This is a genomic window from Archangium sp. (genome assembly GCF_057119385.1).
In genome coordinates this window covers 41789-67653 of sequence record NZ_DBNGVP010000138.1, presented here as the reverse complement: position 1 = coordinate 67653, position 25865 = coordinate 41789, and the positions used below count along the sequence as shown (strand labels likewise).

The following is a 25865-nucleotide window of genomic DNA, read 5'->3' as shown; positions in this document are numbered from 1 at the left end:
AATTCTTGAACGCGGGGAGCTCGTCAGGCTCCGCGCGAGCGCTCAACCCACCGGAAACACAGCCTCCGTGCTTGTTTGAGAATTGAACGCCCACGGTCGAGATTTTGAACAGACAAGAAATGCCAGTCTTCAGTGGAACTCAGCGCACCCAGAGGTCCAGCAGGGTGTTGCCGGGGGGATTGCCCACGCTGAAGGCACACGGGTGGCCGCCTTCGAAGTTGTACGTGTCATAGAACATGGTGAGGACCCATCCGCCGTGGAAGCCGCAGGTATGCGTCCCGATGATGGTGGGATCGCAGCTGACCTGTTTGGTGGACGTGGTGGCGAGGGTGTTGGCGAGCACCCGTGCATAGCTGGTGGTGCACCGCACCGAGGCGGCCGTGGTCCTCCAGACGCCGTCGCCCACGCCGAGCAGGGGCGATGGGTCGGAGATGAAGAGCCGGGAGGTGCCCGAGCCGAGCCGGAACAGCCGCCCCGTCGTGCTCAGCACGCTGGTGCGAAGGCTCGCGGGCAGCAGGGCATGGGTGCCGGGTGGCAGGCTGCTGGACTCCCGGGAGCCCCAGGTTCCCCGGCCCAGCAGCGTCCACCCTCCGCCGTCCTGCGTCATGTCGCACCAGGCGTCGAACGGCGCGCCCGCCCCCGTGCCATCCGGGTCGATCCGGTACAGGCCACTGGGAGACGCCGGGCGGGCCCCCAGGATGTTCGCGCAGTTGATGCAGGTGTTGAGGGCGAGGGTGAACGTCACGGAGGTGCTCTTCCCGAGCGTGTTGGCCACCGTGACGGTGAGGAGCGGGCTCACCCCCACGGCGCAGGACGCGGGCGCCGTCCAGACCACCTCGCTCGTCCCCTCCTGCGTGAGGGGGGTGGAGAGCGTGCTGGCGTTGGCGCTCCAGGAGAAGGACAGGCCGCTGCCTTGAGGATCCATCGCCTGCACCCGGACGGTGATGGCGCTGCTCGCGGGGACGGTGACCGCGGACTGGAAGCTCTCCAGCAGGCGGGGCGGGAGCAGGGTGGGGTTGGGGGCGCTGGTGGGCGGCTCGTTGTCGCCGAGGTTGGAGGTGTGGCCCAGGCCGAGCTGGCCCCAGGTGTTGCGGCCCCAGCAGCGCACCGCGCCCGGGTTCACCAGGGCGCAGGTGTGCCAGGCGCCCGCGGCGAGCTGGAAGGCGGTGGTGCCGAGCGCCACGGGGGCCGCGGGCGGCGAGGACAGCGAGGTGTCATGGCCCTGGCCCAGCTGACCGGACTCGTTGCGGCCCCAGCACGCGAGGCTGCCGGAGCCTCGCAGGGCGCAGGTGTGCTCGGCGCCGGTGGCCACCTGGAGCACCGTGCCCCCCACGCTCACGCCCGCGCTGGCGGGGGGCTCGTCATCCCCCACGTTCCGGGTGTGGCCATAGCCGAGCTGGCCCGAGGCGTTGAGGCCCCAGCAGCGCACGGTGCCCGTGCCCAGCCGGGTGCAGGTGTGCTGGCTGGTGCTGGAGGTGGTGAGCTGCACGGCGGAGCCCCCCAGGTCCACGTTGCCCGCGCTGGCGGGGGACTCGTCATCGCCCACGTTCCGGGTGTGGCCGTAGCCGAGCTGCCCCTGGGCGTTGAGGCCCCAGCAGCGCACGGTGCCCGCCTCCAGCAGCGCGCAGGTGTGCGAGGCCCCCGCGGCGAGCTCCCGGACAGCACCCCCCACGTTGACGACGCCCGCGCTGGAGGCGGCCTCGTCATCGCCCACGTTCCGCGTGTGGCCGTACCCCAGCTGTCCATGGGTGTTGAGGCCCCAGCAGCGCACCGCGCCCGTCGTCATCAGGGCACAGGTGTGCGCGGAGCCGGCCACCAGCCGGGTGGCGGGTCCTCCCAGGGGGACGAGGCCCGCGCTGAAGGCGGCCTCGTCATCGCCCACGCTGAGGGTGTGGCCGTAGCCGAGCTGGCCCGCGTGGTTGCGCCCCCAGCAGCGCACCATGCCGGACTCGAGCAGGGCACAGGTGTGGTGGCCCCCGACGGCGAGCTGCGCCACCTTCTCGCCCAGGGGCAGGTTGCCGGCGGTGTCGGCCAGCTCGTCATCGCCCACGCTGAGGGGGTGGCCGTAGCCGAGCTGGCCCCAGGTGTTGCGGCCCCAGCAGCGCACCGCGCCGCCACTGAGCAGCACGCAGGTATGTCCCTCGCCCGCGCTCAGGGACAGCAGGCCACTGTCCACCACGGGGCTGTCGGGGAACTCGTCGGGCTGGAGCACGTAGGAGACGGTGGTGGTCCCCCCATGGTCATCCGTCACCGCCAGCGTCACCTGGCCCCGCACCGAGGCGCTGTAGTGCTGGAGGGTGGAGGGGTTGGTGCCGCTCGTGAAGACGGGCAGCGGCTCGGGCGAGGTGCCGTCGCCCGGGGTGAAGCTCCACGCGTACGTCCACGCCTCGGCGGGGCTGTCGTCGCTGATGCGCGCCTCGAAGCGGACGTCGCTGGTGCCCGTCACCCGGTGCGCCGAGAGGCCGTGGATGACCGGGTTGAACAGCACCTTCACGCCGGTGTCCGTCACTCCGTCCGTCTTCCCGGGCGGCTTCACCTTCGTCTTGAAGGTGGTGGTCACCGAGTGCCCCGCTGCGTTCGTCACCTTCACCGCGTGCTCGAAGTCCCTCTCCGCCGTCACCCGGGGCGGCAGGTACTGGACGACGAGGGTGCCCACCAGGGCCGTCAACTTGAAGGGGCCGCTCGCCGGAGAGAACGCGCCTCCTCCCGGCGCCGCCGAGAGCTCGTAGGTGAGCGTCTCTCCCGGAGTGGCCTCCACCAGGACGGCCACGTTGCCGGCCTGCTCCGGCTCGAGCGCCGTCGGAAGCGAAATCCTCCGGATGCGCGGCAGCGTGATGCTCTGGCCGTCATTGGCGGGGGCCAGGGTGATGGGCACGTTCTCGCCGTCGTGGGAGAGCAGTTGCTCCGTGGCACCGGAGAAGAGCAGGGTGCCGGAGCCCGAGAAGGCCCGGGCGCTGAAGGTGAGGGTCCTCCCCTTGGGGAGGAAGGTGAGGGTGCCCGACCATGCTCCGTCCGACTGCGTCAGCTCGAAGCGGGTGAACAGGAGGGCGCCGGAGTCCCGCTCCTTCACGTCGATGACGATGCGCGAGACCTCCGCATAGGTGGAGGCCAGGGCGGTGACGCTGGCGGGGGACAGGCCCTCCACGTCCCTGTCCCGGATGGAGAAGGTAGCGCTGGCGGACCCGGGCGGTGGGACGCTGCCTTCCTGGGGGGTGCATCCGGGAATCAGCAGGAGGAGCAGCAGGAAGAGGGCAGTGCCCTCCAGGGACCGGTTCGGCGTTGGATGGCTCACGCGTCGCATGGGAGCAACGCCCGGGCCAGCACCCAGGTGCCTGGGCGGACGGGCGCTCCTCGCGTGGGCGCGAGCCGGTGCGTTCAATTCCTGGAGGCGGTTCAAGATTTGAACGGCTCCAGGTCAGAGCCTGACCGGGTGCTTCAGCTCAGGTAGGAGGCTGGCGAGGGGCGCGGGGCTTCCAGGCCGTAGCGCCGGATCTTGCTGTAGAAGGTCCCCTTGGCCACGCCCAGCGCCTTGGCCGCCTGGGCGACGTTGCCCGCGCAGTGCCGCAACGCGTGCTCGAAGGTGCGGCGCTCGACCTCGTCGAAGGGCACCACCCGGTCTTCCGCCGGCGGGAGGGAAGCGCCCGCCGCCGGGGGCCGCTGCTCACCCCGGCGCTGGAACAGATGCTCCACGGAAGAAGGGAGGCGCTCGATGACCTCCTGTCCCTCGGGCAGGAGACAGGCGGCTCCTTCCAGGAGATTCACCAGCTCGCGGACGTTGCCGGGCCAGTCATGTGCCTGGAGCGCGGCCATGACCTGGGGCGAGACCCGGAGGGGCGGGCGTCCCACGCGCGAGGCGTAGCGCTGCAGGTGCCGCTCCACCAGGAGGGGAATGTCCCCCCGCCGCTCGCGGAGAGGGGGCAGGCGCAGGTGCACCACGCGGAGGCGGTGGAAGAGATCCAACCGGAAGGTGCCCTCCTGGACGGCCACCTCCAGGTTGCGGTGGGTGGTGGCGACCACCCGGGCGCGCAGGGGCGTGTCGCGCGAGCCGCCCAGCCGCTGGAGGGTGCGCTCCTGGAGGACGCGGAGCATCTTCACCTGCATCTCCAGCGGCATGTCCCCAATCTCGTCCAGGAGGATCATCCCCTGGCTGGCCAGCTCGAACTTTCCCGGGTTGCCTCCCGCCCGCGCGCCCGTGAAGGCGCCCCGCTCGTAGCCGAACAGCTCGCTCTCCAGCAGCTCGCGGGGAAACGCCGCCACGTTGATGCCCACGAAGGGCTGGCTGGCCTTGGGGGACGCGCGGTGGATGGCCTGGGCGAGCAGCTCCTTGCCGGTGCCACTCTCCCCGGTGATGAGGATGGGGACGTCCGAGCGGGCCGCCAGGCGGGCCTCCTCCAGGCACGCCAGGAATGCCGGCTCCCTCCCGACGAGATCGTCGAAGGTGAAGCGCGCCGGGGCACCGGCGGTCTGCTTCGCGCAGGTGGGCTCCTGGAAGGTGAGGGTGAGGATGGTGCCCCCCTCGTAGGGCTGGGAGCAGACGAGCAGCTCTCCCTGCGAGCGGGAGATGCGCTCGTTCGTGAGTGGCCTCCCGGTGTCCAGCACCTCCGCGAGGGACGCGAGCGGGGCGAGCTCCCGGAGCGGCCGGCCGATCACCTGCTCCTTCCTGACGCCCAGCAGTCCCTGCGCGGCCGGGTTGAGCGCGCGGACGACTCCTTCCGGGTCGACGGTGAGGAGGCCGTCCCGGACGGCGGAGAGGGTCGCGGCATCACGCGCCGCCGCCTGACGCAGGGCGACGAGAGTGCGGGCCCGGGTGATGGCGGCGCCACATAGGGAGCCGAAGACGGCGAGCTGTTCCATCTCGTGACACGGGCGCGGCTCCGGCCCCGGGACGAGTCCCATCACCAGTCCCATGGGGCGCCCCCCGGTCTGGAGCGGAACCACGGCCCACCGCCCGTCCGCTGTCCCCTCCACGACGAGCCGTGGGGACTGCTCCCGGAGTGCGAGCCCCAGGGCCTCGTGCAGCCGCGCGGGAGAGAGCGCTCGTGGCACGGCCCCACCGGCCAGGCACCGCCAGTGTCCGGCTTCACCCTGCTCCACGAGCACGGCCTCGGAGACGGGGACGAGCGTCCGGGCCAGTCTGGGAATGGCCTCGAGGAGCGCTTCCAACTCCTCGAGCGATGAAAGCTGCTGGCTGACGGAGACGAGCGGACTCACGCGCTCGTGCTCCAGTGGAAGTTGCCCCCGGATGTCTCTCAATGCCCACTCCGCGAAGTGACGTGGGGCTGTATAGGCCCCTTCGGGTAAAGGGAGCCGATAAAGGGAAAAATGATGCACGGAATTTGCGGGGCACGGGATTTTTCCCGCCAGCGCGTCACAATGATTCCGTTTATTTAGCGTTTCGCTTCTTTTCAGGGGACGTGCCGTGGACGAGACCCCGCCGCGCTGAAACGTTAGGCTTGGGCCCGATGGAGCGGGAGCACGCATGGATCTCGAGAAGTTCGCCCTGATCAAATACGATCATGGCGAGCCGGTGGGCTTGAGCGGTGCCCGGTGGGGGGCGCTCGCGCTCATCCTGGGGGCCGCCGTGGGAGCGCTGTTCGTCTTCTTCCCCCTGGTCATCGTCCTGGGGTTCGCGGCCGTGGTGGCCGCCCGGCCACCCAGGCGGCTCTACGTGGGGCCCCGCTACCTCATCTGCGGCAGGAAGATCCTCTACTACGCCAACGTCCAGAAGGTCTCGATGGAGGCGGGCGGGGGACGGCTCCTGCTCAAGTCGTCCACGGGCAAGGTGCTGGTGCTGGAGCAGGACAGGTTCCAGACGGGGGCTCGCAAGCCGGACAAGATCGCGGCCAACAAGGCGGCCCGGTTCCAGAAGGTGGCGCGGAAGATCGTGAAGCACGTGCGCCGCGCCGCGCCCCACGCGGTGCTCACGGGGCTCGAGGAACTGCCCGCGACCGGCACCTGAAGCCCGTGAAGCCCGCCATGAACGCGCCCCAGTGGAAGCCCCAGCGGGAGTACTCCCGCCACATCCACCTGCTCTACGTGCCCACGCTGGGCTGCAACCTCGGCTGCAGCTACTGCTACCTCGGGGACCAGACCACCCGGAAGACGCTCAAGCAGGACGCGGCCCGCGCCACCGCCACGTTGCGGCACGCCCTGGACGCCTTCGAGGCGGCGGGGGTGCTCGCCTTCAACGTCTCGCTGCACGGGGGCGAGGTCACCACGATGCCTCCGGCGGTGCTGGAGGAGCTGTTCACGCTCATCCGTGGCTACTACATGAGCCACTTCGACGCGCTCTCCGCGCTGGGCCAGCCCAAGAGCGTGCCGCACATCAAGACGAACCTGTACCGGTTCGAGCCGCTCTACGAGCTGTTCGTGAAGCACAAGGTGTCCATCAGCGCGAGCATCGATCTGCCGCTGGCCATGCACGCCAAGCACCGCACCACGCGCGGCGGGGCGAGCTGGCTGGACAAGACGCTGGACAACCTGCGCCTGCTGGCGCGCTATCCGCACGCGAAGAAGATCTCCGCCACCCTGTGCGAGGAGCACCTGGCCGACATCCCGGCCGTCATCGACGACATCTGGTTCATCCATCGCGAGCTGGGCTTCGACATGAACCGGTTCAACGTGATGTTCGCGTTCGAGTCGGCGCTCAACGAGTCGCATGAGGTGAGCAAGGGCAAGTCGCCGCTGACGCAGGCCTCGCCGGCGAAGCAGAGGGAGCTGTACCGGGCGTTGAACGAGGCCTTCGCGGGCACGGAGCTCGAGGAGGGGCTGCGGCGCCACTGGTTCGACGAGTTCAAGCCGTCCTATTGCACCAGCGCCTTCAACTGCGGCGAGCGCTTCTTCCTGCTGCAGAGCGATGGCTCGGTGTACTCGTGCGTGCGCGGGCAGGGGCTCGAGGAGCTCCACTACGGCAACGTGTTCACCGGCTCCGTGGAGCAGATTCTCGCCACGGGCGCCCGGAAGGTGAGCGCGCTGCACCAGGCCCACGGCTTCGACTCGAGCTGTCAGGGCTGCGGCCACCTTCGGTTGTGCAGGACGGGCTGCCCCGCGGTGAAGCTGCAGATGAAGAGCGCGAAGTCGTACACGTGCGAGCTGCAGAAGGCCCTCTACACGGACAACCCGCGCTCGTTCCCGGAGGACGCGCCCGAGGCGCAGCAGGACTACGCGCGGTGGTATGCGCGCAACATGCACCCGCGCCTGGCCTTCGCGGAGGCGCCCCCGCCCAGGCCCGGGGTGCTGCTGCCGAACGATCTGCACCAGGAGAAGAACACGCTCCCCGCGTTGATCGCCGAGGACGAGACGCTCCAGGCGCTCTACTCCGACGACGGCTTCGTGCTGGAGATGGGGGACGAGCGGCTGCCGCTCTCGTCACAGTTGCTCAAGCGCGAGCGCTCGTTGTTCACGCTGACGAAGGAGGACCGGCTGCGGCTGCACGTGCGCAAGGACCTCTTCCAGAAGGCGTGCCCGGAGCCCATCCGCAACACGCTGTACCTGCAGATGCTGCGGGACACGCCGGTGGTGTACGGGGACGAGAAGCGCACGAAGCAGGAGCACCTGTTCACCTACCAGCTCCATTTCCAGTGCCTGGAGCCGAGTGACGCGCTGGGGGAGGAGTACGTGATGGCGGACCTGGGAGGCGTCCTCCACCTGCACAGCGCGCTGTACCGGCCGGGGGTGTCGAACAACCTGTTCGTCACCACGCAGTCGCTGCGCGAGTATCACTATCAAAAGCAGAAGAACAACGCGTTCTACCACATCCAGGCCATCAACCTGCCGTTCCAGAACTTCGAGTTCTACTATGTGCCCTGAGGAAGGAATCCCGGCGTGAATCCCCAGGAGATGGCGCGAACCGCGCACACGGTGGAGTGCTTCCTGAATGCCTTGCGGCTGGAGGACGGCCCCGCCCGGACGCAGCTCGAGGAGTGGTTGGTGAACTGGTTGCTGACGGAGGAGGCGCCGAAGCCTCACGCCATCTACAGCCGGGCCAACATCCACTGCTACGCGGGTGACCAGCTCACGCGGAGCTTCTCGCTGCCCCAGGTGAAGGAGAACCAGACCATCTGGTGCGACCGCAAGAAGCTCTCCATCATCGACCCGCGGGCCTACGCGCGCTCCGGGCACCTCGTCATGATGGGCACGGCGGGCCTGGTGCTGGGCATGCCCGGCGGCCCCGGCGAGCCCGAGGGCAACCCGCGCCCGGGCGAGGGCAGACAGAGCAACAACAACAACAATAACAATAACAACAATAATAACAACAACAACGGCTGACGCCCTTACGCTACGCGGTGCGCCGTGGCGGTGCTGGCCACGGCGGGGCGAAGGGCGGTGTGGGCCCGGGGGCCTACGGGGGGCCAGGTGATTTCGGGCAGCGAGGGGACCTCGGGTAGATTGCCAGCGGAGCGCAAGCGCACCTTCATGGACGACAAGACCGCCCCTGCACCCGCCACCCCACCTGGAACCCTGCCCAAGGGCACGGTCATCGCGGGCCGCTTCATCCTCGAATCCCTGGCGGGCCGCGGAGGAATGGGCTTCGTCTATCGCGCCACCGACTCGTCCACGGGCGGGACCGTCGCCCTCAAGCTGCTGAATGGCGCTACCTCACCGGAGGTGGCCTACCGCTTCAAACGCGAGGCCGTGCTGCTGGCCGAGCTGCGTCACCCCGGCATCGTCGCCTACGTGGCGCACGGCTCCACCGAGGCGCACCAGCCCTACCTGGCCATGGAGTGGCTCGAGGGGGAGGTGCTGTCACATCGTCTGGCCCGCCAGCCGCTCGGTCTTCCCGAGACGCTCTCCCTGTTGCGCCGGGCCGCCGAGGCCCTTACCACGGCCCACCAGCAGGGCATCGTCCACCGTGATCTCAAGCCCTCCAATCTCTTCCTGCGAGGGGGCCGGCCCGAAGAGGTGGTGCTGTTGGACTTCGGCCTGGCGCGCTACGTCACGCGCACGCTGGTGGCGGTGACGGGGACGGGCGCGGTGGTGGGGACGCCGGGGTACATGGCGCCGGAGCAGGCCTCCAGCGCGCCGGAGATTCCTCCCGCGGCGGACATCTTCTCGCTGGGGTGCGTGCTGTACGAGTGCCTCACGGGCCGGCCGCCCTTCGCCGCGCCGCACTTCGCCGCCACGCTGGCCAAGATTCTGTACGCCGAGCCGGCGCGCCTGGAGGTGCTGCGCCCGGGCCTGCCCGCGGGCCTGCAGGTGCTGGTGGACCGGATGCTGGCCAAGGACCCCCGGCAGAGGCTGGCGGACGCCCCCCGCCTGGTGGAGGCGCTCGGGGCACTGGAGTCCGTCCCCGAGTTGTTGTTGCCACGGGCTGGGGCGGAGCCGCGCTTCGACAGCGGAGTGGAGGCCGAGCAGAAGCTCGTCAGCGTGCTGCTGGTGTCCCTCGCCGCCGGTTCGCAGGAGGAGACGTCGGATTGGAACCTGGGGGTGGCGCTGCGCGACTCGCTGCGCAGGGACCTGGCGCCGCTCCAGGGAGCGCAGGCCGAACTGCTGGCGGATGGTTCACTGGTGGCCACGCTGGCGCCGGAGCGAGGCACGGCCACGGACCAGGCGGCGCTGGCGGCGCGTTGCGCCCTCACCCTCAAGGAGCGCTGGCCGGAGGCCGCGGTGGTGCTGACCACGGGCCTGGGCGTTTTCAACGAGCGGATGCCGGTGGGCGAGGCCATGGACAGGGCGGGGCGGCTGTTGCGTCAGCTGGAGCGCACGCCCTCGGCCAACGTGGTGATGGACGATGTGACGGCGGGGCTGCTCGGGCCGGGCTTCCAGCTGTCGCGCTCGGATTCGGGCACGTTCGTGCTGCGCGGCGAGCAGTTGGAGGCGGATGCCTCCCGGCCGTTGTTGGGCAAGCCCACCCATTGCGTGGGCCGGGAGCAGGAGCTGGCGCTGCTCGACTTCACCTTCACCACGTGTGTGGAGGAGTCCGCGGCCCGGGCGCTGTTGGTGACGGCGTCACCCGGTACGGGCAAGTCGCGGCTGCGCCACGAATTCCTCCGCCGCCTGGAGGGCAAGGAGCAGCCGCCGCTGGTGCTGCTGGGGCGAGGCGACCCGATGAGCACGGGAGCCTCGTACGGCTTGCTGGGCCAGGCGCTGCGCAGGCTGTGCGCGGTGGGGCAAGGGGAGAGCCTGGAGGCGCGGAGGACCCGGTTGTACCAGCGGGTGGCGCGGCACCTGCCGGAGGCGAAGGCCCAGGAGGTGGTGGAGTTCCTGGGCGAGCTGTGCGCCATCCCCTTCCCCGAGGAGGAGAGTCCCCGGCTGCGTGCGGCGCGAGGCGATCCGCAGTTGATGAGCACGCAGGTGGGCCGGGCCCTGGGTGCCTTCCTGAAGGCCGAGTGCGCCCATCAGCCGGTGCTGCTGGTGCTGGAGGACCTGCACTGGAGCGACGCGCTGACGGTGACGCTGGTGGACGGGCTGCTGCGGGAGCTGGCCGGGCAGCCCTTCCTGGTGCTGGCGCTGGCCCGGCCCGAGGTGAAGCAGCTCTTCCCAGGACTCTGGGCGAGGCGGCTGCAGGAGGTGCCGCTCCAGGGGTTGAGCCGCAAGGCGTGTGGCCGGCTGGTGCGGGAGGTGTTGGGGCCGCGGGTGTCCGAGTCCGTGGTGCAGCGGGCGGTGGAGCAGTCGGACGGCAATGCCCTGTTCCTGGAGGAGCTCATCCGCATGGCGGCGGAAGGGCGCGGGGAGAAGGCCCCGGAGACGGTGCTGGCGGTATTGCAGGCGCGCCTGCTGCGGATGGTGCACGGGGAGCGCCAGGTGTTGTTGGCCGCGAGCATCTTCGGACGCGTCTTCTGGTTGGAAGGCGTGGGGGAGCTGTTGGGCCACCTGGTGGAGCCGGCTCGGTTGGAGCAGCACCTGCGGGTGCTGGTGGAGCAGGAGGTCATCGAGCCGCTGCCCGACAGCCACTTCGCCACGGCCACCGAGTACCGGTTCCGCCACGCGCTGGTGAGGGACGCGGCGTACGGACTGGTGCCCGAGGGCCAGCGGCCCCTGGGTCATCAGCGGGCGGGGGCGTGGTTGGAGCGGATGGGGGAGCCGGATGAGCTGGTGCTCGCCACGCACTTCCAGTGGGGACAGCAGCTGGAGCGGGCCGCCAGCTTCTACACCCGGGCCGCCGAGCGGCTCTTCGAGCGCAACAACATGCAGGAGACGCTGCGGTGCGTGGAGGCGGCCGTGGCCTGTGGGGTGAGCGGTGAGGGCCTCGCCCGGCTTCAGGCGCTCCAGGCCATGGTGCTCTTCTGGAGGGCGCAGATGTCCAGGGCCCTGGAGCTGGGCGTCCCGGCGTTGGCGGGACTGAAGGCCGGCAGCCCGTTGTGGTGCAGGTTGATGGGCAGCCTGATCTTCGGGGGCGCCAGTTCCACCCGTCCGGACGTGACGGCCAGTCTGGGCGAGCTGCTGGTGCGTACCACGCCGGAGCCCAAGGCGGTCGAGGCCTATCTCGAGGCCATCGCCTTGATGGGCGCTGGGTTCATGATCTCCGGAGAGCGGCAGAAGGTGGAAGCCATGCTGGGGCGGCTCATGGAAGTGGGTGCTGACGTGATGGCCCACTCGCCCCTGGCACGGGGAATCGCCAGCCTGTTGAAGGGCCACGCCTCCTGCTTCTTCGAGTCCAGTCCCTGGCGGCTCGTCAAGTTGGCCGAGCAGGGAGAGCGGGATTTCAGCGCGGTGGGCTCGGAGCGCAACACGATTGTGATGCAGACCCTGTTGGGGTTCAGCCTGGGGGCGATGGGAGAGCGGCCGTCGGCCGTGGAGGTGCTGCGCAAGTCGTTGGGGACCGCCAGGCGTACGGAGCAGCATCTGCTGGTGGAGACTGCCCTGTTGGACTTGAGCCTGGTGCTGGCCGACCGTCCCGAGGCGGAAGACCGGCGGGAGGCACATGCCGGGCTGCTCGAGTTGATGGCGCGGGAGAGCGGCTACCTCTTCATTCCAGGCGTCAGCCATGCCCTGTTGGCGCGGATGACGGCGGACGGTGGCGCGCTGAGCGAAGCCGAGTCCCTGGCACGCAAGGCGTGTGAGCTGCTGGTGCCCTTCCTGGTCTACCGGGTGTACGCGCGCACGGTCCTCAGTGGCATCCTGCGTGCCCAGGGCCGGGCCGTGGAGGCGCGGGAGGTGGCGGAGCTGGGCGTGAGCGAGTTGGCGCGGATGGGCAGTGAGGGCGTGTTCGCGGTGGGCATGCGTCTGGCGTTGGCGGAAGCCTGCTTCGCGCAGGGAGACGCGAGCGCGGGAGAAGAAGCCCTGCGCGAGGCCCTGCGGTGCGTGAGGGCCCGTGCCAGTGACATCCCCGAGCCCGAGGCGCGCGAGCGTTTCCTGCGCCAGGTGCCCGAGAATGCCCGGACGTTGGAGCTGGCCCATCAGCGCTGGGGCGAAGCCGTGGCATAGGGCTTCGCCCCAGACGCCTACTTCGCGTCGAGATACGCGCGGTAGGCGTCGAAGCCGTAGGGCCGGCCGAGGAAGTCCTTCACCAGCTCCGCGGCGGGCTTGGAGCCACCGGGCTCGAGCACCGTCTTGCGGTACTTCATCGTGGTGGCCGTATCCAGGTAGCCGTTCTTCTGGAACTCGGTCTCCAGGTCCTTGGCGATCACGAGCGACCACACGTACGTGTAGTACGCGGCCGAGTACCCCTCGAGGTGTCCGAAGGCGAGCTGGAAGTACGTTCCGTCGCGGTACTCGTGGCGGAATGGGCTGTACTTCTCCTGCAGCTTCTTCAGCGCCCCGGTGGTGTCGAAGCCCGGCGCGTGCGAGTAGTAGTCCAGCGACACCGCCGCCAGGAACATCTGCCGGCGCGTCCACAGGCCCTTGCCGAACTCCTTCGAGGCCCGGAGCTTCTCCACCAGCGCGGCCGGAATCACCTCGCCCGTCTCGTGGTGGCGGGCGAACTGCTGGAGGATGGTGGGGTGGGTGGCCCACTGCTGCAGCAGCATCGAGGGCGTCTCCGCGAAGTCCCACTCGGTGGCGATGCCCGAGAGCCCCTTCCACTGCTGGCGGCCGCCGAAGACGTGGTGCAGCAGGTGGCCGAACTCGTGGAATAACGTCTCCACCTCGTCCTGCGTCATCAGCGCGCCGGTGCGCGGGAAGTTGCAGACCAGCGCGCCCTCCGGGTAGCGCTTGCCGGCCTGGCCCGACACCAGGTCGAACTGGGCCGCGTGCTTGTACTTGTTCTCCCGCGGGTGCATGTCCAGGAAGATGCGGCCCAGCAGCGTGCCGTTCTCCATGACGTCATAGGCCTCGACGTCCGGGTGCCACACCGCCGCGTCCTTCACCGGCACGTAGGTGATGCCCCACATGCGCGAGGTGATGTCCATCACGCCCTGCTTCACGCGCCCGTACTCGAAATAGGCCCGCATCGCCTGTGAGTCGAAGCCGAGCTTCTCCGCCTTGAGCTTGTCCTCGTAGGAGTCCTGATCCCAGGGCTCCACGGTGGTGGCCTTGGGCTCGTCCTTCTGCTTGCGGGCGAGCAGGTCCGCGTACTCCTGCTTCGCGCGCCGCTCGGCGGTGGCGGCCACCTTGTCGATGAAGTCCGCGGCCACCTGCTGGGTGCGCGTCATCTTCGTCTCGGTGACGAAGGCGGCCCAGGAGGAATAGCCCAGCAGCGTGGCCAGCTCGTGGCGCTTCGCGATGAGCTGCTCGAGCACCGGCAGGTTCTTCGGGTGGGCACGCTGGTGGTAGGCGCGCCACACCTTCTCGCGCGCCTTGCCATCGCGGGCGTACGTCATGAAGGGGAAGTAGTCGGGGTAGTTGGAGGTGATGACCACCTTCCCGTTGGCGCCTGGCGCGTGGTCCTGGATGAAGTCCTCCGGCAGGCCGGCGAGCTCCTTCGGGTCCAGCTCCACCTTGCGCACGTCCTCGGAGATGTTCTGGGTGAAGGTCTGCCCGAGCTTGAGGATCTCCTCGTTGAGGGCCTTCACCTTGGCGCGGGTGGCGTCATCGCGATCCACGCCCGCGCGGCGGAACTCGAGCAGGGTGCGCTCCATCCAGTAGCGGGTGGGGCCATCCGCCTGGGCGAGGTCCACGGCGGACAGGGCGTCATAGACGCCGCGGTCCTGGGAGATTTCGACGTTGAGGGCATCGGCCTGCTGCTCGCACGCGCGGGCGGCGTCGCGGAAGGCGGCCTGGGGATGGACCTCGCGGGTGAGGCTGGAGCGGCTGAGCGCGCCACCGATGGCGGCGGTGGCGTCGTCATAGGCCTCGAGGACGGCGTGGCCGTCGGAGGCCTCGAGGGACTTCAGGGTGGCGATGCGGGCACGGGCGCGCTCCAGGTCGGCGGAGCAGGCGGCGTTGAAGGTCTCGAGCGTGCCGGAGAGGAGCTTGGAGCCCTCGGGAGGAGGCAGGGGCTTGCGGGCTTCGGCCTGGACGGAGGAGGTGGGCTCGGGCTCGGGCTTCGTCATGGGCGAGTGGGAGCAACCGGCCGCGCTCAGGGCGGCCGCGAGGGTGAATGCGGCGATTCTCAAGACGACTCCTTCTGCGGGAAACGGAGGGCGGAATGTAGCCCTGGGAGGAGGACGTCGCAGCCGGTGAAAAGGGGGCCGCACTGTGCGCATGTCCCCTCGCCCTCCGGGTTCCCACCCGCGGACGTCTCCGCTCCACCCGGGCACACGAGGCGCTAGGCTGAGCGCTCCTGACCCCCAAAGGCGTGGTGACCGTGAATCAACGACGTGGCGCGTGGCTGAAGCTCCTCTGTGTCCTCGGAGTGTCCTGGAGTTGCGACCCGAATGCCCCCGACACCACGTCACCCGGCACGGGGCCGGGCGTGCGCGCGTGTGGCGTGGACGGCGTGCTGCTCTGTGACGACTTCGAAGGTGCCTCCGTGGGTGGAGCGCCCGATTCATCGAAGTGGCAGGTACAGATTTTCGAGAACAAGGGCAGCATCTCCATCGACGGCACGCAGGCGCACTCGGGCTCGAAGTCGGTGTATGTGAATGGAACGGGCACGAGCAGCTACCGCTCGGTGTTGTTCACGGCCACGGAGCCCTTCCCGCCGCAGTACAACAGCTTCTATGCGCGGGTCTTCCTGCACTCGAAGAACGGCATGGGCCAGGGCCACAGCACGTATTTCGGAGGAGGCTCGGCGGACAACCAGCGCATGGTGCGCATCGGTTTCCACCAGTACGTGCTCGAGGCGAACCTCATCCACCCGGGCACGGAGTACGAGGTGCTCTCGGGCCCGTGGGGAGAGCCCAGCAAGGGCGTGCAGCTCCAGGCGGGGAAGTGGCACTGCGTGGAGGCGTTCTTCAACGGGGCCCAGCACGAGCTGCGCGTGTGGTTCGACGGGACCGAGGTGGAGGGCCTGCACACGACGAACTGGGGCAAGAGCCTGAGCACCTGGTCGCCGCAGTATGGGAAGGCGTGGTTCGGCTTCGAGACGTACCACAGCGAGCAGGATGAGCTCTGGTACGACGACGTCATCATCGGGACGCAGCGGATCGGCTGCGGCGGATAGGGCATGCGGATCGGCGTCATCGGAACGAAGTGGGGGCTGATGCACGTCGGGGCCTTCCGCGCGGCGGGGGTCGAGGTGGTGGCGGTGCTGGTGCTGACGCACGCGGCCAGTCCGGAGCCGGGGCTGCACGGCGGCTGGTCGCTGCTGGGCGAGGACGGGGAGGAGGGCTTCTCCGGCGGCTTCATCCCCGAGCGTGAGGGGCGGTGTGTCGCGCCGGTGCGCCGCGTCCTGCTGGACTGAGCGGGCGCTCCTTCCTTCCGGTGCCCGACAGCGGGCGGCCCGCGCCGCCTCTCCGGGTTGCCGCTACCCGCACCGGGCGTCACCTCTCTGTCGCTCCCGGTGATTGAGGGGATGAGAGTCTCAAATAGCGACAAAATGCGACAAAGTGGTACAATGGGGGGAAAGCGAGTTTCCTGTACCCTTCCTCTCGGGCCAAATCCGGGATTTTCGCGAGGAACGAGGAACTCTTTTGCAGTGGTGGTTCATTATTGTAGTGTCACTGGCCGAGAACGAGGGTCGCTCCCAGGGTTCCCGTTCGCTCGAGGTTCCGATGCTTTCAGTCCTCCCGTCCGGTTCCGCCGCGTTCACCCCGCCGTCAGAGGAGCCGCTGCTCAGGGGACCCAGCCTCTCGACATTGAGGCTGCCCACGTCCTGGCACTCGGAGCCGAGCCTGCATGCGAGGGCGATCGACCGGGCCACGCGGGCGCGGGTGTTGGCGGTGAGGCTGTTGCCGAAGGTGCAGCCGGTGGTGAGGCGCTTCGACGCGAGCCAGTTCGGCCTGCTCACGGCCTACACCTACCCGAGCGGGACGCGGGAGCGGCTGGAGGTCTGCAACGACTGGCACGTGTGGCTGTTCCTCTTCGATGACCAGGCCGACGAGCAGGAGGAGGTGGGCCAGCGTCCGGAGTACCTCCAGGAGTACGTGGAGTCCTGTCTGAAGGTGCTGCGCGGAGGCCCGCCGCGCACCCGGGCGACGCCGCTGGAGCGCTTCACCCACCACCTGCGCGGGCGCATGAGCCGTCTGGCGAGCGAGGCGTGGTTGGAGCGCTTCACCCGGGACGTGGAGGACTACCTGTACCGGGGCACGCTGCCGGCGGCGCGCCACTGGGCGGCGGGCACGGTTCCGGAGCTGGAGCCCTACATCGCGCAGCGTGCCATGGACTCGGCCATGTACACGGCGCTGGACCTGGTGGAGTTCTCGCGCGAGGGGCAGGAGCTGCCCGAGGCGCTCTTCCAGCAGCCGCTCGTGCAGCGGATGCGGCACCTGTGCACGCGGGTGGTGGGGCTGACCAACGACCTGTTCTCCTTCGAGAAGGAGGTCCTCTGGCACCACAACCCCAACAACTTCGTGCACGTGCTGCGGGTCAACCAGCGGCTGGGGTTGGAGGCGGCCATCCACGAGGCCATCGGCGTCATCAACGCGGACACGGACGCGTTCCTCGCGTGCGAGGAGGTGCTGCTGGAGCAGGGGCCGGTGGAGCCGCGCGTCCTCTCGTACGTGGAGGGGATGAAGGCGTGGATTCACGGCAACGTGCGCTGGTCGATGGTGACCGGGCGCTACAGCTCGCCGACCTCGCCCTTCCCCGAGCTGCGCCGCTAGTCAGGCCCGGGGCAGGTGGTCGCGGATGACGCCGAGCCAGTACTCGCGCCCGTAGTACTGGCTCATCTTCCCGAGCAGCTTGCCATCGCGGAACAGGAGGAAGGTGGGGATGCCGTAGAGGCCGAAGCGCCGGGCCAGCTCCTCGTGCTCGTACGCGTTCACCTTCACCACGCGCATGCGGGCGCCCTCGAGCTCGGAGAGCAGGGAGGGCTCGGCGGCCGCGTAGATGTCGCAGTTGGGGCAGCCGGGTCCCCAGAAGTCCACCACCACCAGCTCGTCCTTGGGCTCCAGCACCAGCGCGTCGAAGCTCTCCGCCGTCGCGTCGTAGCTCACGGGATGTGACATGGCCCCGTGAGTAACGGTGCCGGGCGCCCGCTTCAACCGGGGAAGCGGGCGCCTGGGTGGTTCAGCGGCGCTCGCCAGAGGGCGGGCGGGCCTGACGCTGCGCGGGCTGTGCCGGCTGCTGGGCCGGCTGCGGCTGGGCGGCCTGGGCCTGGGGCTGGGACTGGCCGAGCAGCCGGTAGGCCTGGTCCCGGTGCTCACGCAGCTTGGGGAGCAGTCCGTCCAGGAGGGGCGCGAGCTCGGGGTACTGCTGTCGGCCGAGCGTCACGAGCTGGATGGCCTCGTCATGGTTGGCCACCTGCGAGGCCAGGTAGGCCTGGTCATAGAGGGGAGCGTCCAGCACCGTGAGCCTGGCCTTGGTGGCCTCGTTGGCGCTCCTGAGGCGGGTCTGCACGTCGTTGGTGGGCTGGAGCCGGACGGGGAGCTGGAGGTTGCGCTGCTTGGCGAAGTCCAGGAGCTGCTGGTCGGCCGTCCGGTGGTCGCTGACCATGTGCTCGCCGTACTGCTTCACGGCGGGACTGGCGGCCTTCTGCACGGTGAGCTCGCCGAGGGCGATCTCCGACTCGTTGATGGCCCGGAGCTGCGCGAGGAAGGCCGGCGCGCCATCGGCGAGCATCATCATGCCCACGCGGTGGGCCTCGTCCGCCTTGATGTCCCCCGTCTTGTGGGGCATGTGCCCGGTCTTGCTGGCCTGTGCCATCGCCGGGCCCCCCATCCCCAGGGCCATCGCCATCGAGCCGAGCACTGCCCACCGTCCCCACGAGCGCTTCATGTGAACCACTCCTTTCGAACCTTTTCGGGGAAGCTGGGCTCGGGAGGGGCGGGGAGGCAGGGGAGGGCAGGCGGCCGGGCGAGGCCCTTGCGGCCGGGAGGGGGGTCCCCGGAGTGCAGGTCAGCGGGCGGTGATGTCGAGGGTGAGGGTGATGACGGCCTCGAAGTCGCTGGAGGGGGTCCGGGAGGTGCCGCCGCGCAGGCCGAGGAGGAAGTCGCCCCGGGCGAGGTGGGCGTTCAGGGACTCCAGCGAGTCGCGGGTGGTGTCCATGTCGAGCTGGGCGCTGCCCCGGGGGTTCTCGAGGGTGGCGATGTCCACCTGGGTGCCGGTCTCGCTGGCGCGCAGGAAGAGCGTCACCTCACCGGAGAGCACGTCCTGGAGCGTGCCCACATTCTTCGACTTCGTGACATCCAGGAGCATGCGCGCGCTGGTGACCTCGAAACGGGAGGGGGCCTCGCCCAGGGCGGCGCGGGCCTGGGAGAGGAAGGCCGTCCACTGAGCATCCGTGGGCTCCACGCGGAGGCTGTCGGCGATGGTGCCGCCGATCACGCCGCCGGGCTCGAGGCTCACCTGGTACGTCACGGTGCCCTCGTGGCTGGGGCCGCAGGCGATCAGGGACAGGGCGAGGGGGAGCAGCAGGAGGACGCGCGGGAGGGGCATGGAGGCTCCAGGAGAGGGATGGAGGGGGGAAGTCCCGTGGGTTGAATTCATGGGGGAATCCATACGGGAGATGCGGGCGCGGAGTGCGGAAAGGCTGCCCGCGCGGGCCGTGGCGGTGCACAATATCCGACGAGGCACACTGCGCAGCAGGCCCCGGGCGCCATAAGTTGGGGCCCTCGACGGAGGGGACATGTACGAGTGGCTGGAGGGACTTCAGAAGTCGGCGAAGCGGACGGACGCCGGAGTGGGCGCCGAGGACATCCGGAGGGCGGAGACCGAGTGCGGGGTGCCCTTCCCCGAGGAGCTCGGTTCGCTGTACCGGACGTTCAACGGTGGGGAGCTCCAGGGAGAGGTGACGCTGTTTCCGCTGCATGGTCCCGAGGGCACGGCCAGCGTGTTGGAGAAGACGCGGCTGAAGCTGGAGAGCCTGCCGGCCGCGGGGGTGTGGCGCATCGGGGTGAAGGGGCCGCACCGGCAGCTCTTCGCGGCGCGCAAGTCGGCGATGGTGGAGCAGGCCGATAGTGCCCTGCCGGGCTGGGCGGAGTCGCTGGCGGAGGATGATTGGCTCTACGGCACCTGGGAGACGGAGAAGCGCGAGCTGCGGCTGTACCGGACGCTGCAGACGATGCTCGAGGTGTTGGTGCCTCCGGCCGAGGTGGAGGAGTTCGGCGACAGGACGTTCGCCCGCGCGCTGTCGGCGGTGCAGGGAGCGCTGAGCGACCTGTCCGTGGAGTACGACGAGGACTCGCGGCCGAAGGCGGAGGCCGAGGAGGAAGAGGAAGAGGAGGAGGAGGGCGAGGAGGAAGAGGCGGCTGAGGAGGAAGCGGCCGAGGAGGGCGAGGAGGAGGAAGCGGCCGCTGAGGAAGAGGCCGGCGAGGGCGAGGAGGAAGCGGCCGAGGAGGGCGAGGAGGAAGAGGCCGGCGAAGAGGAAGAGGCCGAGGAGGAGTCCGACGAGGAATTGCAGAAGCCCGTGGTTGCGGCGGCCGAGCGCCGGGTGGTGCAGCTCCGGCAGGTGGTTGCCGAGGAGCAGCCCGCGCCCGTTTCCCGTATTCGGAATGCGGTGAAGAAGGCCGCCTCCGCCGTGAAGACGGCTGCCGACGTCGCGCAGGGTGCTGCGAAGACGGCTGCCGCCGTGGCGAACGTGGCCGCGACGGTGGCGGGTGGCGACACCACGTCCACGGCTGGTGAGAAGGCTCCGGCCAGGAAGTCCGCCGCGAAGGCGCCGGCCCAGAAGGCGGCTGCGGAGGCTCCTGCCGCGAAGACCCCGGCGAAGAAGGCCGCCGCGAAGAAGGCCCCAGCCAAGAAGGTTGCGGCGAAGGCTCCGGCGAAGAAGGCGGCCGCGAAGGCTCCCGCCAAGAAGGCCGCTGCGAAGAAGGCCGCAGCGAAGAAGGCAGCTGCGAAGAAGGCAGCTGCGAAGAAGGCCCCAGCCAAGAAGGCCGCGGCGAAGAAGGCAGCTGCGAAGAAGGCCCCGGCCAAGAAGGCCGCAGCGCGCGGCCGGCGCTGAGCCGCGTCGCCGCTCGTCTGGACTGTCTTCTCGCCAGGCCAGCGGAAGCAGGTTCTTTCAGGGGTGCTCCTGCGGAAACGCACGGGGCACCTTCCGGCCGCGCGATGTGCCGACTGGTCCGACCATCGGACCAGTTGCTCCCCATCGCGGCCGGAGCCTCCCCCTGACAGGACTCTCCCCGTCTGGGGGAGTGGAATCAGTGCTGAATCACGGGAGGCTCGACGGGAGGCCGGGGGCGGGTTTCCCGGTCCTCGGGGGCGAGGATGACGCGGGTCACCCCGTCCTTCCCGTTGCGCCACTGCTCCTGCATCCGCGCCAGCCGGTCCTCGAGGAGCACCTGCACCGCGCCGGCGATGGGCAGTGCCAGCAGCGCGCCGAGGAGGCCCGCCAGGGCGGTGCCCACCAGCATCACCAGGGCGATGAGCAGCGGGTTCATCTTCAGCGTCCGGCGCTGGATGAGGGGCTGCAGCAGGTTTCCCTCCACCTGCTGGTAGACGACGAAGATGGCCACCGCGATGAAGCCCGCCTTCGTCCCCACCGAGGCGAACGTCGTCCCGGCCACCAGGAAGAGGCCCAGGGTGGAGCCCACGAAGGGGATGAGTCCCAGCACCGCCATGGCCAGGCCGAGGGCCATGAAGTAGGGCACGCCCAGCAGCAGCGTGGACACCGCCGTCACCACGCCGCCGATGAACGAGATGAGGAACGCTCCCGCCACGTAGCCGCCCACGGTGCGGTGCATCTCGTGCGCGAGGCCGCGCCAGTGCTCGCGGCGTGACGGCTCCACCCACTGCAGGGTCTTGTCGAACAGGTCCGGGCCGAACAGCAGGAAGAAGATCGTCAACACGGAGATGGTCACCACGGCCGCCAGCCGCTGCAGCAGGTCCGTCACCACTCCGATGTACGGTCCGGGCGCCATGGGGATGTGTTGGCGCAGCTCCGTGGCCACCCGGTCGATGACGTCATAGCGCTCGTCCAGCTTCTCCACCCACGAGAGGTGCTGGAGCTGGTCGACGTAGTCGGGCGCGGCCCGCACCAGCGCGAGACCCTGCTCGATGAGCATCGGCACCAGGGTCATCAACAGCGCCGAGAGCAGGCCCAGCCCCAGCAGGGCCACGGAGAACACCGCCAGGCCGCGGCGTACGTGGTGCCGCTCCATCCAGCGCACCAGGGGATGCGCCGCCAGCGCGAGGAACAGGGCCACCAGCACCCAGGACAGCACCGTCCACGCCCGGGCCAGCAGCCACAGCACGGCCACCAGCGCCAGCACGTGCAGCGCCACCGTCCACACCGTGCGGGGCGTCACCTGGGAGCGGGGCCGGCGGGGGGTCTCCAAGGGCCCGCCCCTCGTCTAGCCTTCCGGCAGATCATTGGGAGGCATGGGGCGCAGCGGCTCCCGGGGACGAGCGGTGAGCTCCTCCTCCTGCTCCTCCTCGTCGCCCCGCCGGAACTCGTGGATCTGATCCGGGAGGATGTCCCGGTAGTCCGGGTCCTCTTCCAGGGGCGGGGTGGCCGTCAGCTCCTGATCCGTGAAGTTGATGTGCTCCTGTCCGGTGACGGGGTCCCGGTTGCGCAGGGACTCGGACTCACCCACGTCCTCGGAACCGAGTTTCTTGAATCGCATGGTGTCTCCTCCGAGCACGCCGGGTTGGCTGCCCGAGCCAACGGTGCGAACCCGAGGGATTCCACGCAACAGCGCGGGGACGCCCGCCTGTCAGGTGGCTCAGCGCGGCGAGGCCAGTGTCCGGCCGGAGGGGTAGCGGGGCTCCGCGTTGGCCAGGACCATGCCCAGGGCGAGCACCCGGGAGAACGTCTCGCGCACGGCGTAGCGGCGGGTGCGGGGCCGGCCCTCGTCGGCGGCCACTCCCCAGGCGTCGATGCCCACCGAGTTGGCGATGTAGAGCGCCCGCGTCAGGTGGAAACGTTGGGTGACGAGCACCGCCTCGCGCACCCCGAAGACGGTGTGGGCCCGGACGGAGCTGTCGTAGGTGGACAGCCCGGCGTCGTCCTCCTGTACGGCCTCGGCGGGGACGCCCCGTTCCAGGACGTAACGCACCATGGCACGCGTCTCGTCGTGGAAGGGGTCCGAGTTGTCCCCGCTGAGCAGCAGCGAGTCCACCGTGCCCGCGCGGTACAGGGCGATGGCGGCGTCCAGCCGCTGGGCCAGCACGGCCGAGGGCACGCCTCCGGGGGCCAGTCCCGCCCCGTACACCAGCGCCACCGGGGCCTGGGGGGCCTCGGCCCGCGGGATGATCCGGTCCGCGTAGCGCTTCTCCACATAGAAGGAAACGACCCACACGCCCAGGACCGCCGCCAGCCCCATGGCCAGCAGCCCCAGCACCCACCTGCGCAAGGCTCGCGCCCTTTTGCCGCCTCTCCCCATGGTCCCCGGCCAAACCGCCGGGAGCCTCATTCTCGTCCCTTCATTCCCAGAAGGAAGAGGCTCTCTCGCCTGGTGCTCACACGGGGACACCCGCGCTCGTGTCCTCGGCGCTCAAACCGTGCCGCTCCACGGCCTCCAGGACCTGCCGGGGGTCCGCCGGTTTGCCCAGCAGGGCGGCCACCCCATAGGTGGAGGCGTACAGGGCCCTGTCCCTCGTGCTCATCCCCGCCAGGGCCGCCGAGAGGATGACCACGGGGATGGCGCGCAGGTGCTCATCCCCCTTGCGCGCCGTGAGGAGCCGGTTGCCGTCCATGACGGGCAGGTTCATGTCCAGCACCACCAGGGCGGGCCGGGGGGCGCGTCCCAGGTGCTCGAGCGCCTCCTTGCCATGGCTGGCCACCACCACCGGGTAGCCATGGGCCTCCAGGAAGTGTTGGAGCGACTCCCGGATGTCCGGGTCGTCCTCAACGATCAATACCGGGCCACGCAGGGAAACCATGGTTCCGCGCTCCGCCGATGAGTGAACCTGCCCCCGAAGGCTAAGCCCGGAGGTCCAGGGTGGCACCCCCGGTGGAATCGCCTGGACGCCCGGCCCTGATCCCGGGAGGGCGCCCCGAGTTGCAAGGCCACGGTTGACCGGCCGCCATACCGCCTATATAGGGGGCCGCGTTCAGGCCTGTTTCCAGAGGAGTTGGTGGCCCCATGGCGTCCCTTCGCGATATCCGCAAGCGCATCCGCTCGGTGAAGAACACGCGGCAGATCACCAAGGCCATGAAGATGGTCTCCGCCGCGAAGCTGCGCAAGGCGCAGGACGCCATCATCGCCGCGCGTCCCTTCGCGCAGATGCTGGATCAGATCATCTCCGACCTGGCCACCCGCTCCGGCGGTGAGGAGCTGGCCCACCCGCTGCTGACGTCCCGTCCGGTGCGCAAGGTGGAGCTGCTGCTGCTCACCTCGGACCGCGGCCTCGCGGGCGGCTTCAACTCCAACGTCATCCGGCGCGCCAGCCGCTTCCTGTACGAGAACAGCGGCGTGGAGATCGAAATCTCCACCGTGGGCCGCAAGGGCAACGACTTCTTCCGGCAGCGCGGCCAGAAGATGCGCAAGGACTTCGGCTACCTCTTCCAGCGGCTGGACTACACCCACGCCTCGCAGGTGGCCGAGGAGATGAGCGCGCGCTTCCTCAAGGGCGAGGTGGACGCCGTCTACGTCGTCTACAACGAGTTCCTCTCCGCCATCAGCCAGAAGGTGTCCGTGGCGCAGCTGCTGCCGCTGCAGACGCTCTCGGTGGGCGCCCCCACGGCGGCCCAGGCCGGCCAGAGCGCCCCGGTGGCCGCGCCCACCCCCGCCCTGGTGGACTTCAAGTACGAGCCGGGCCGCCAGGACGTGCTCGACCGGTTGGTGCCCCAGGCGGTGGCCATCAAGCTGTACCGCTCCCTGCTGGAGAGCGTCGCCAGCGAGCATGGCGCCCGCATGAGCGCCATGGAGAACGCCACCAGCAACGCCTCGGACATGATCGCCAGCCTGTCGCTCACGTACAACCGCACCCGCCAGGCGGTCATCACGAAGGAGCTGATGGAGATCGTGTCCGGCGCGGAGTCTCTGAAGTAGAAGTTCCGCTTCTGGCCTTGGGGCCGCGAAGCTTGACCCCTGGGGGAGGCCACCTGTAGAGGGGGCCCGCCCATCCCCCGGGCCACAATTTCGACGAGGGACGGAAGACATTCCATGAGCGCTCAAGTTCCGACGGTAGGCAAGGTGACGCAGGTTCTCGGACCTGTGGTGGACGTGGAGTTCCCGCCCGGGGGTCTCCCGGAGGTGTACACCGCCCTCAAGGTGACCAACGCCAACATCAGCAACGCGGCGGACAACCTCACCCTCGAGGTGGCGCAGCACCTGGGTGAGAACACCGTGCGCTGCATCTCCATGGACTCCACCGAGGGTCTGGCCCGCGGCGTGCCGGTGAAGAACACGGGCGCCCCCATCCAGGCCCCCGTGGGCAAGGCCACCCTGGGCCGCATCCTCAACGTCACCGGCGACCCGGTGGACGAGAAGGGCCCCGTGAATGCCAAGGAGTCCTGGCCCATCCACCGCCAGCCTCCTCCGTTCACGGAGCAGGACGTGCGCGTGCAGATGTTCGAGACCGGCATCAAGGTCATCGACCTGCTCGCCCCCTACACCCGTGGCGGCAAGATTGGCCTGTTCGGCGGCGCCGGCGTGGGCAAGACGGTGCTCCTGCAGGAGCTCATCCGCAACGTGGCCGTGGAGCGTGGTGGTTTCTCGGTGTTCGCCGGCGTGGGTGAGCGCACCCGCGAGGGCAACGACCTGTACCACGAGATGCAGGACTCCAAGGTCATCAAGATCGACAACCTGGAGGAGAGCCAGGTGGTGCTGGTGTACGGGCAGATGAACGAGCCGCCCGGCGCCCGCGCCCGCGTGGCCCTCACGGCCCTCACCATCGCCGAGTACTTCCGCGACATCGAGGGTCGCGACGTGCTCCTCTTCATCGACAACATCTTCCGGTTCACCCAGGCCGGTTCCGAGGTGTCCGCCCTCCTGGGCCGCATCCCGAGCGCCGTGGGTTACCAGCCCACGCTGGCCACGGAGATGGGCGGCCTGCAGGAGCGCATCACCTCCACGACGAAGGGCTCGGTCACCTCGGTGCAGGCCATCTACGTGCCCGCCGACGACCTGACGGACCCGGCGCCGGCCACCACGTTCGCCCACCTGGACGCGACCACGGTGCTCAACCGCGCCATCTCCGAGCTGGGCATCTACCCGGCCGTGGATCCGCTCGACTCCACCAGCCGCATCCTCTCGCCGGACGTGGTGGGCGCCGAGCACTACGCGGTGGCCCGCAAGGTCCAGGGCATCCTCCAGCGCTACAAGGAGCTGCAGGACATCATCGCCATCCTCGGCATGGACGAGCTGTCCGAGGATGACAAGCTGGTGGTGGCGCGCGCCCGGAAGATCCAGCGCTTCCTGTCGCAGCCGTTCTTCGTGGCGCAGATCTTCACCGGCTCGCCGGGCAAGTACGTGAAGCTCCAGGACACCATCCAGGGCTTCAAGGAGATCGCCGACGGCAAGCACGACGACATCCCCGAGTCCGCCTTCTACATGGTGGGCGGCATCGACGAGGCGCTGGAGAAGGCCCGCAAGATGGCGGCGGCCTGAGCCGGCCGTCTC

The 25865-nt window shown here is 69.5% G+C and carries 20 protein-coding genes; 10 read left to right on the top strand and 10 right to left on the bottom strand.

All coding sequences use genetic code 11. The features are described from left to right. Window positions 1–139 precede the first annotated feature (139 nt). On the bottom strand, window positions 140–3301 hold the full coding sequence (locus AC16DP_RS33780) for an RCC1 domain-containing protein (RefSeq protein ID WP_329730085.1): 3162 nt from the start codon (window positions 3299–3301) through the stop codon (window positions 140–142). A 134-nt stretch (window positions 3302–3435) separates the two neighbouring features. Beyond that, the gene (locus AC16DP_RS33775) at window positions 3436–5211 is read right to left on the bottom strand and encodes a sigma-54 interaction domain-containing protein (protein ID WP_329730084.1); all 1776 of its coding nucleotides are present in this window, start codon (window positions 5209–5211) and stop codon (window positions 3436–3438) included. A 268-nt stretch (window positions 5212–5479) separates the two neighbouring features. Here AC16DP_RS33775 and AC16DP_RS33770 point away from each other — a divergent pair, with 268 nt between their 5' ends. From AC16DP_RS33770 to AC16DP_RS33755, 4 genes are all read left to right on the top strand, one after another. After that, window positions 5480–5959: a hypothetical protein gene (locus AC16DP_RS33770; protein WP_329730083.1), complete on the top strand. Its 480-nt coding sequence runs from the start codon at window positions 5480–5482 to the stop codon at window positions 5957–5959. 17 nt (window positions 5960–5976) lie between these two features. Next, window positions 5977–7809 carry a radical SAM protein gene (locus tag AC16DP_RS33765; protein WP_329730082.1) on the top strand — a complete coding sequence of 611 codons (1833 nt, stop codon included), beginning with the start codon at window positions 5977–5979 and terminating at the stop codon, window positions 7807–7809. 15 nt (window positions 7810–7824) lie between these two features. After that, window positions 7825–8268 carry a hypothetical protein gene (locus AC16DP_RS33760; protein ID WP_329730081.1) on the top strand — a complete coding sequence of 148 codons (444 nt, stop codon included), beginning with the start codon at window positions 7825–7827 and terminating at the stop codon, window positions 8266–8268. Window positions 8269–8415: 147 nt separating this feature from the next. After that, the gene (locus tag AC16DP_RS33755) at window positions 8416–12366 is read left to right on the top strand and encodes a protein kinase domain-containing protein (protein ID WP_329730080.1); all 3951 of its coding nucleotides are present in this window, start codon (window positions 8416–8418) and stop codon (window positions 12364–12366) included. 17 nt (window positions 12367–12383) lie between these two features. Here the strand turns inward: AC16DP_RS33755 and AC16DP_RS33750 are convergent, their stop codons facing one another. Beyond that, a complete protein-coding gene (locus AC16DP_RS33750) occupies window positions 12384–14435 on the bottom strand; it encodes a M3 family metallopeptidase (protein ID WP_329730079.1) in 2052 nt (683 codons plus the stop codon). A gap of 191 nt (window positions 14436–14626) precedes the next feature. Between AC16DP_RS33750 and AC16DP_RS33745 the strand changes: the two genes are divergently transcribed. The 3 genes from AC16DP_RS33745 (at window position 14627) to AC16DP_RS33735 (ending at window position 17024) form a co-directional block, all read left to right on the top strand. After that, window positions 14627–15424 carry a hypothetical protein gene (locus tag AC16DP_RS33745; protein WP_329730078.1) on the top strand — a complete coding sequence of 266 codons (798 nt, stop codon included), beginning with the start codon at window positions 14627–14629 and terminating at the stop codon, window positions 15422–15424. 3 nt (window positions 15425–15427) lie between these two features. After that, complete coding sequence (locus tag AC16DP_RS33740) at window positions 15428–15664, top strand: hypothetical protein (RefSeq protein WP_329730077.1); 237 nt, start codon at window positions 15428–15430, stop codon at window positions 15662–15664. 310 nt (window positions 15665–15974) lie between these two features. Further along, on the top strand, window positions 15975–17024 hold the full coding sequence (locus tag AC16DP_RS33735; RefSeq protein WP_329730076.1) for a terpene synthase family protein: 1050 nt from the start codon (window positions 15975–15977) through the stop codon (window positions 17022–17024). Here the strand turns inward: AC16DP_RS33735 and AC16DP_RS33730 are convergent, their stop codons facing one another. The 3 genes from AC16DP_RS33730 to AC16DP_RS33720 form a co-directional block, all read right to left on the bottom strand. Then, a complete protein-coding gene (locus AC16DP_RS33730; protein WP_329730075.1) occupies window positions 17025–17369 on the bottom strand; it encodes a thioredoxin family protein in 345 nt (114 codons plus the stop codon). It lies immediately after the preceding gene. Window positions 17370–17430: 61 nt separating this feature from the next. Continuing rightward, window positions 17431–18138: a DUF4142 domain-containing protein gene (locus AC16DP_RS33725; protein ID WP_329730074.1), complete on the bottom strand. Its 708-nt coding sequence runs from the start codon at window positions 18136–18138 to the stop codon at window positions 17431–17433. Between the two features lie 120 nt (window positions 18139–18258). After that, a complete protein-coding gene (locus AC16DP_RS33720; protein WP_329730073.1) occupies window positions 18259–18798 on the bottom strand; it encodes a hypothetical protein in 540 nt (179 codons plus the stop codon). Between the two features lie 190 nt (window positions 18799–18988). Here AC16DP_RS33720 and AC16DP_RS33715 point away from each other — a divergent pair, with 190 nt between their 5' ends. Continuing rightward, complete coding sequence (locus AC16DP_RS33715) at window positions 18989–20302, top strand: SMI1/KNR4 family protein (RefSeq protein ID WP_329730072.1); 1314 nt, start codon at window positions 18989–18991, stop codon at window positions 20300–20302. Between the two features lie 196 nt (window positions 20303–20498). Here AC16DP_RS33715 and AC16DP_RS33710 read toward each other — a convergent pair whose 3' ends face one another. The 4 genes from AC16DP_RS33710 to AC16DP_RS33695 form a co-directional block, all read right to left on the bottom strand. Then, window positions 20499–21635, bottom strand: coding sequence for an AI-2E family transporter (locus AC16DP_RS33710; protein WP_329730071.1), 1137 nt, complete (start codon window positions 21633–21635; stop codon window positions 20499–20501). 15 nt (window positions 21636–21650) lie between these two features. Further along, window positions 21651–21923 carry a hypothetical protein gene (locus AC16DP_RS33705; RefSeq protein ID WP_043412227.1) on the bottom strand — a complete coding sequence of 91 codons (273 nt, stop codon included), beginning with the start codon at window positions 21921–21923 and terminating at the stop codon, window positions 21651–21653. A 99-nt stretch (window positions 21924–22022) separates the two neighbouring features. Beyond that, on the bottom strand, window positions 22023–22652 hold the full coding sequence (locus tag AC16DP_RS33700; RefSeq protein WP_329730070.1) for a SanA/YdcF family protein: 630 nt from the start codon (window positions 22650–22652) through the stop codon (window positions 22023–22025). A gap of 106 nt (window positions 22653–22758) precedes the next feature. After that, window positions 22759–23181 (bottom strand): response regulator, encoded by a 423-nt coding sequence (locus AC16DP_RS33695; protein WP_329730069.1) that lies wholly within the window; start codon window positions 23179–23181, stop codon window positions 22759–22761. A 203-nt stretch (window positions 23182–23384) separates the two neighbouring features. Here AC16DP_RS33695 and atpG point away from each other — a divergent pair, with 203 nt between their 5' ends. Both atpG and atpD read left to right on the top strand, forming a co-directional pair. After that, the gene (gene atpG, locus AC16DP_RS33690; protein ID WP_329730068.1) at window positions 23385–24293 is read left to right on the top strand and encodes an ATP synthase F1 subunit gamma; all 909 of its coding nucleotides are present in this window, start codon (window positions 23385–23387) and stop codon (window positions 24291–24293) included. A gap of 114 nt (window positions 24294–24407) precedes the next feature. Next, window positions 24408–25853, top strand: coding sequence for a F0F1 ATP synthase subunit beta (gene atpD, locus AC16DP_RS33685; RefSeq protein WP_329730067.1), 1446 nt, complete (start codon window positions 24408–24410; stop codon window positions 25851–25853). The last annotated feature ends 12 nt before the right edge of the window (window positions 25854–25865 follow it).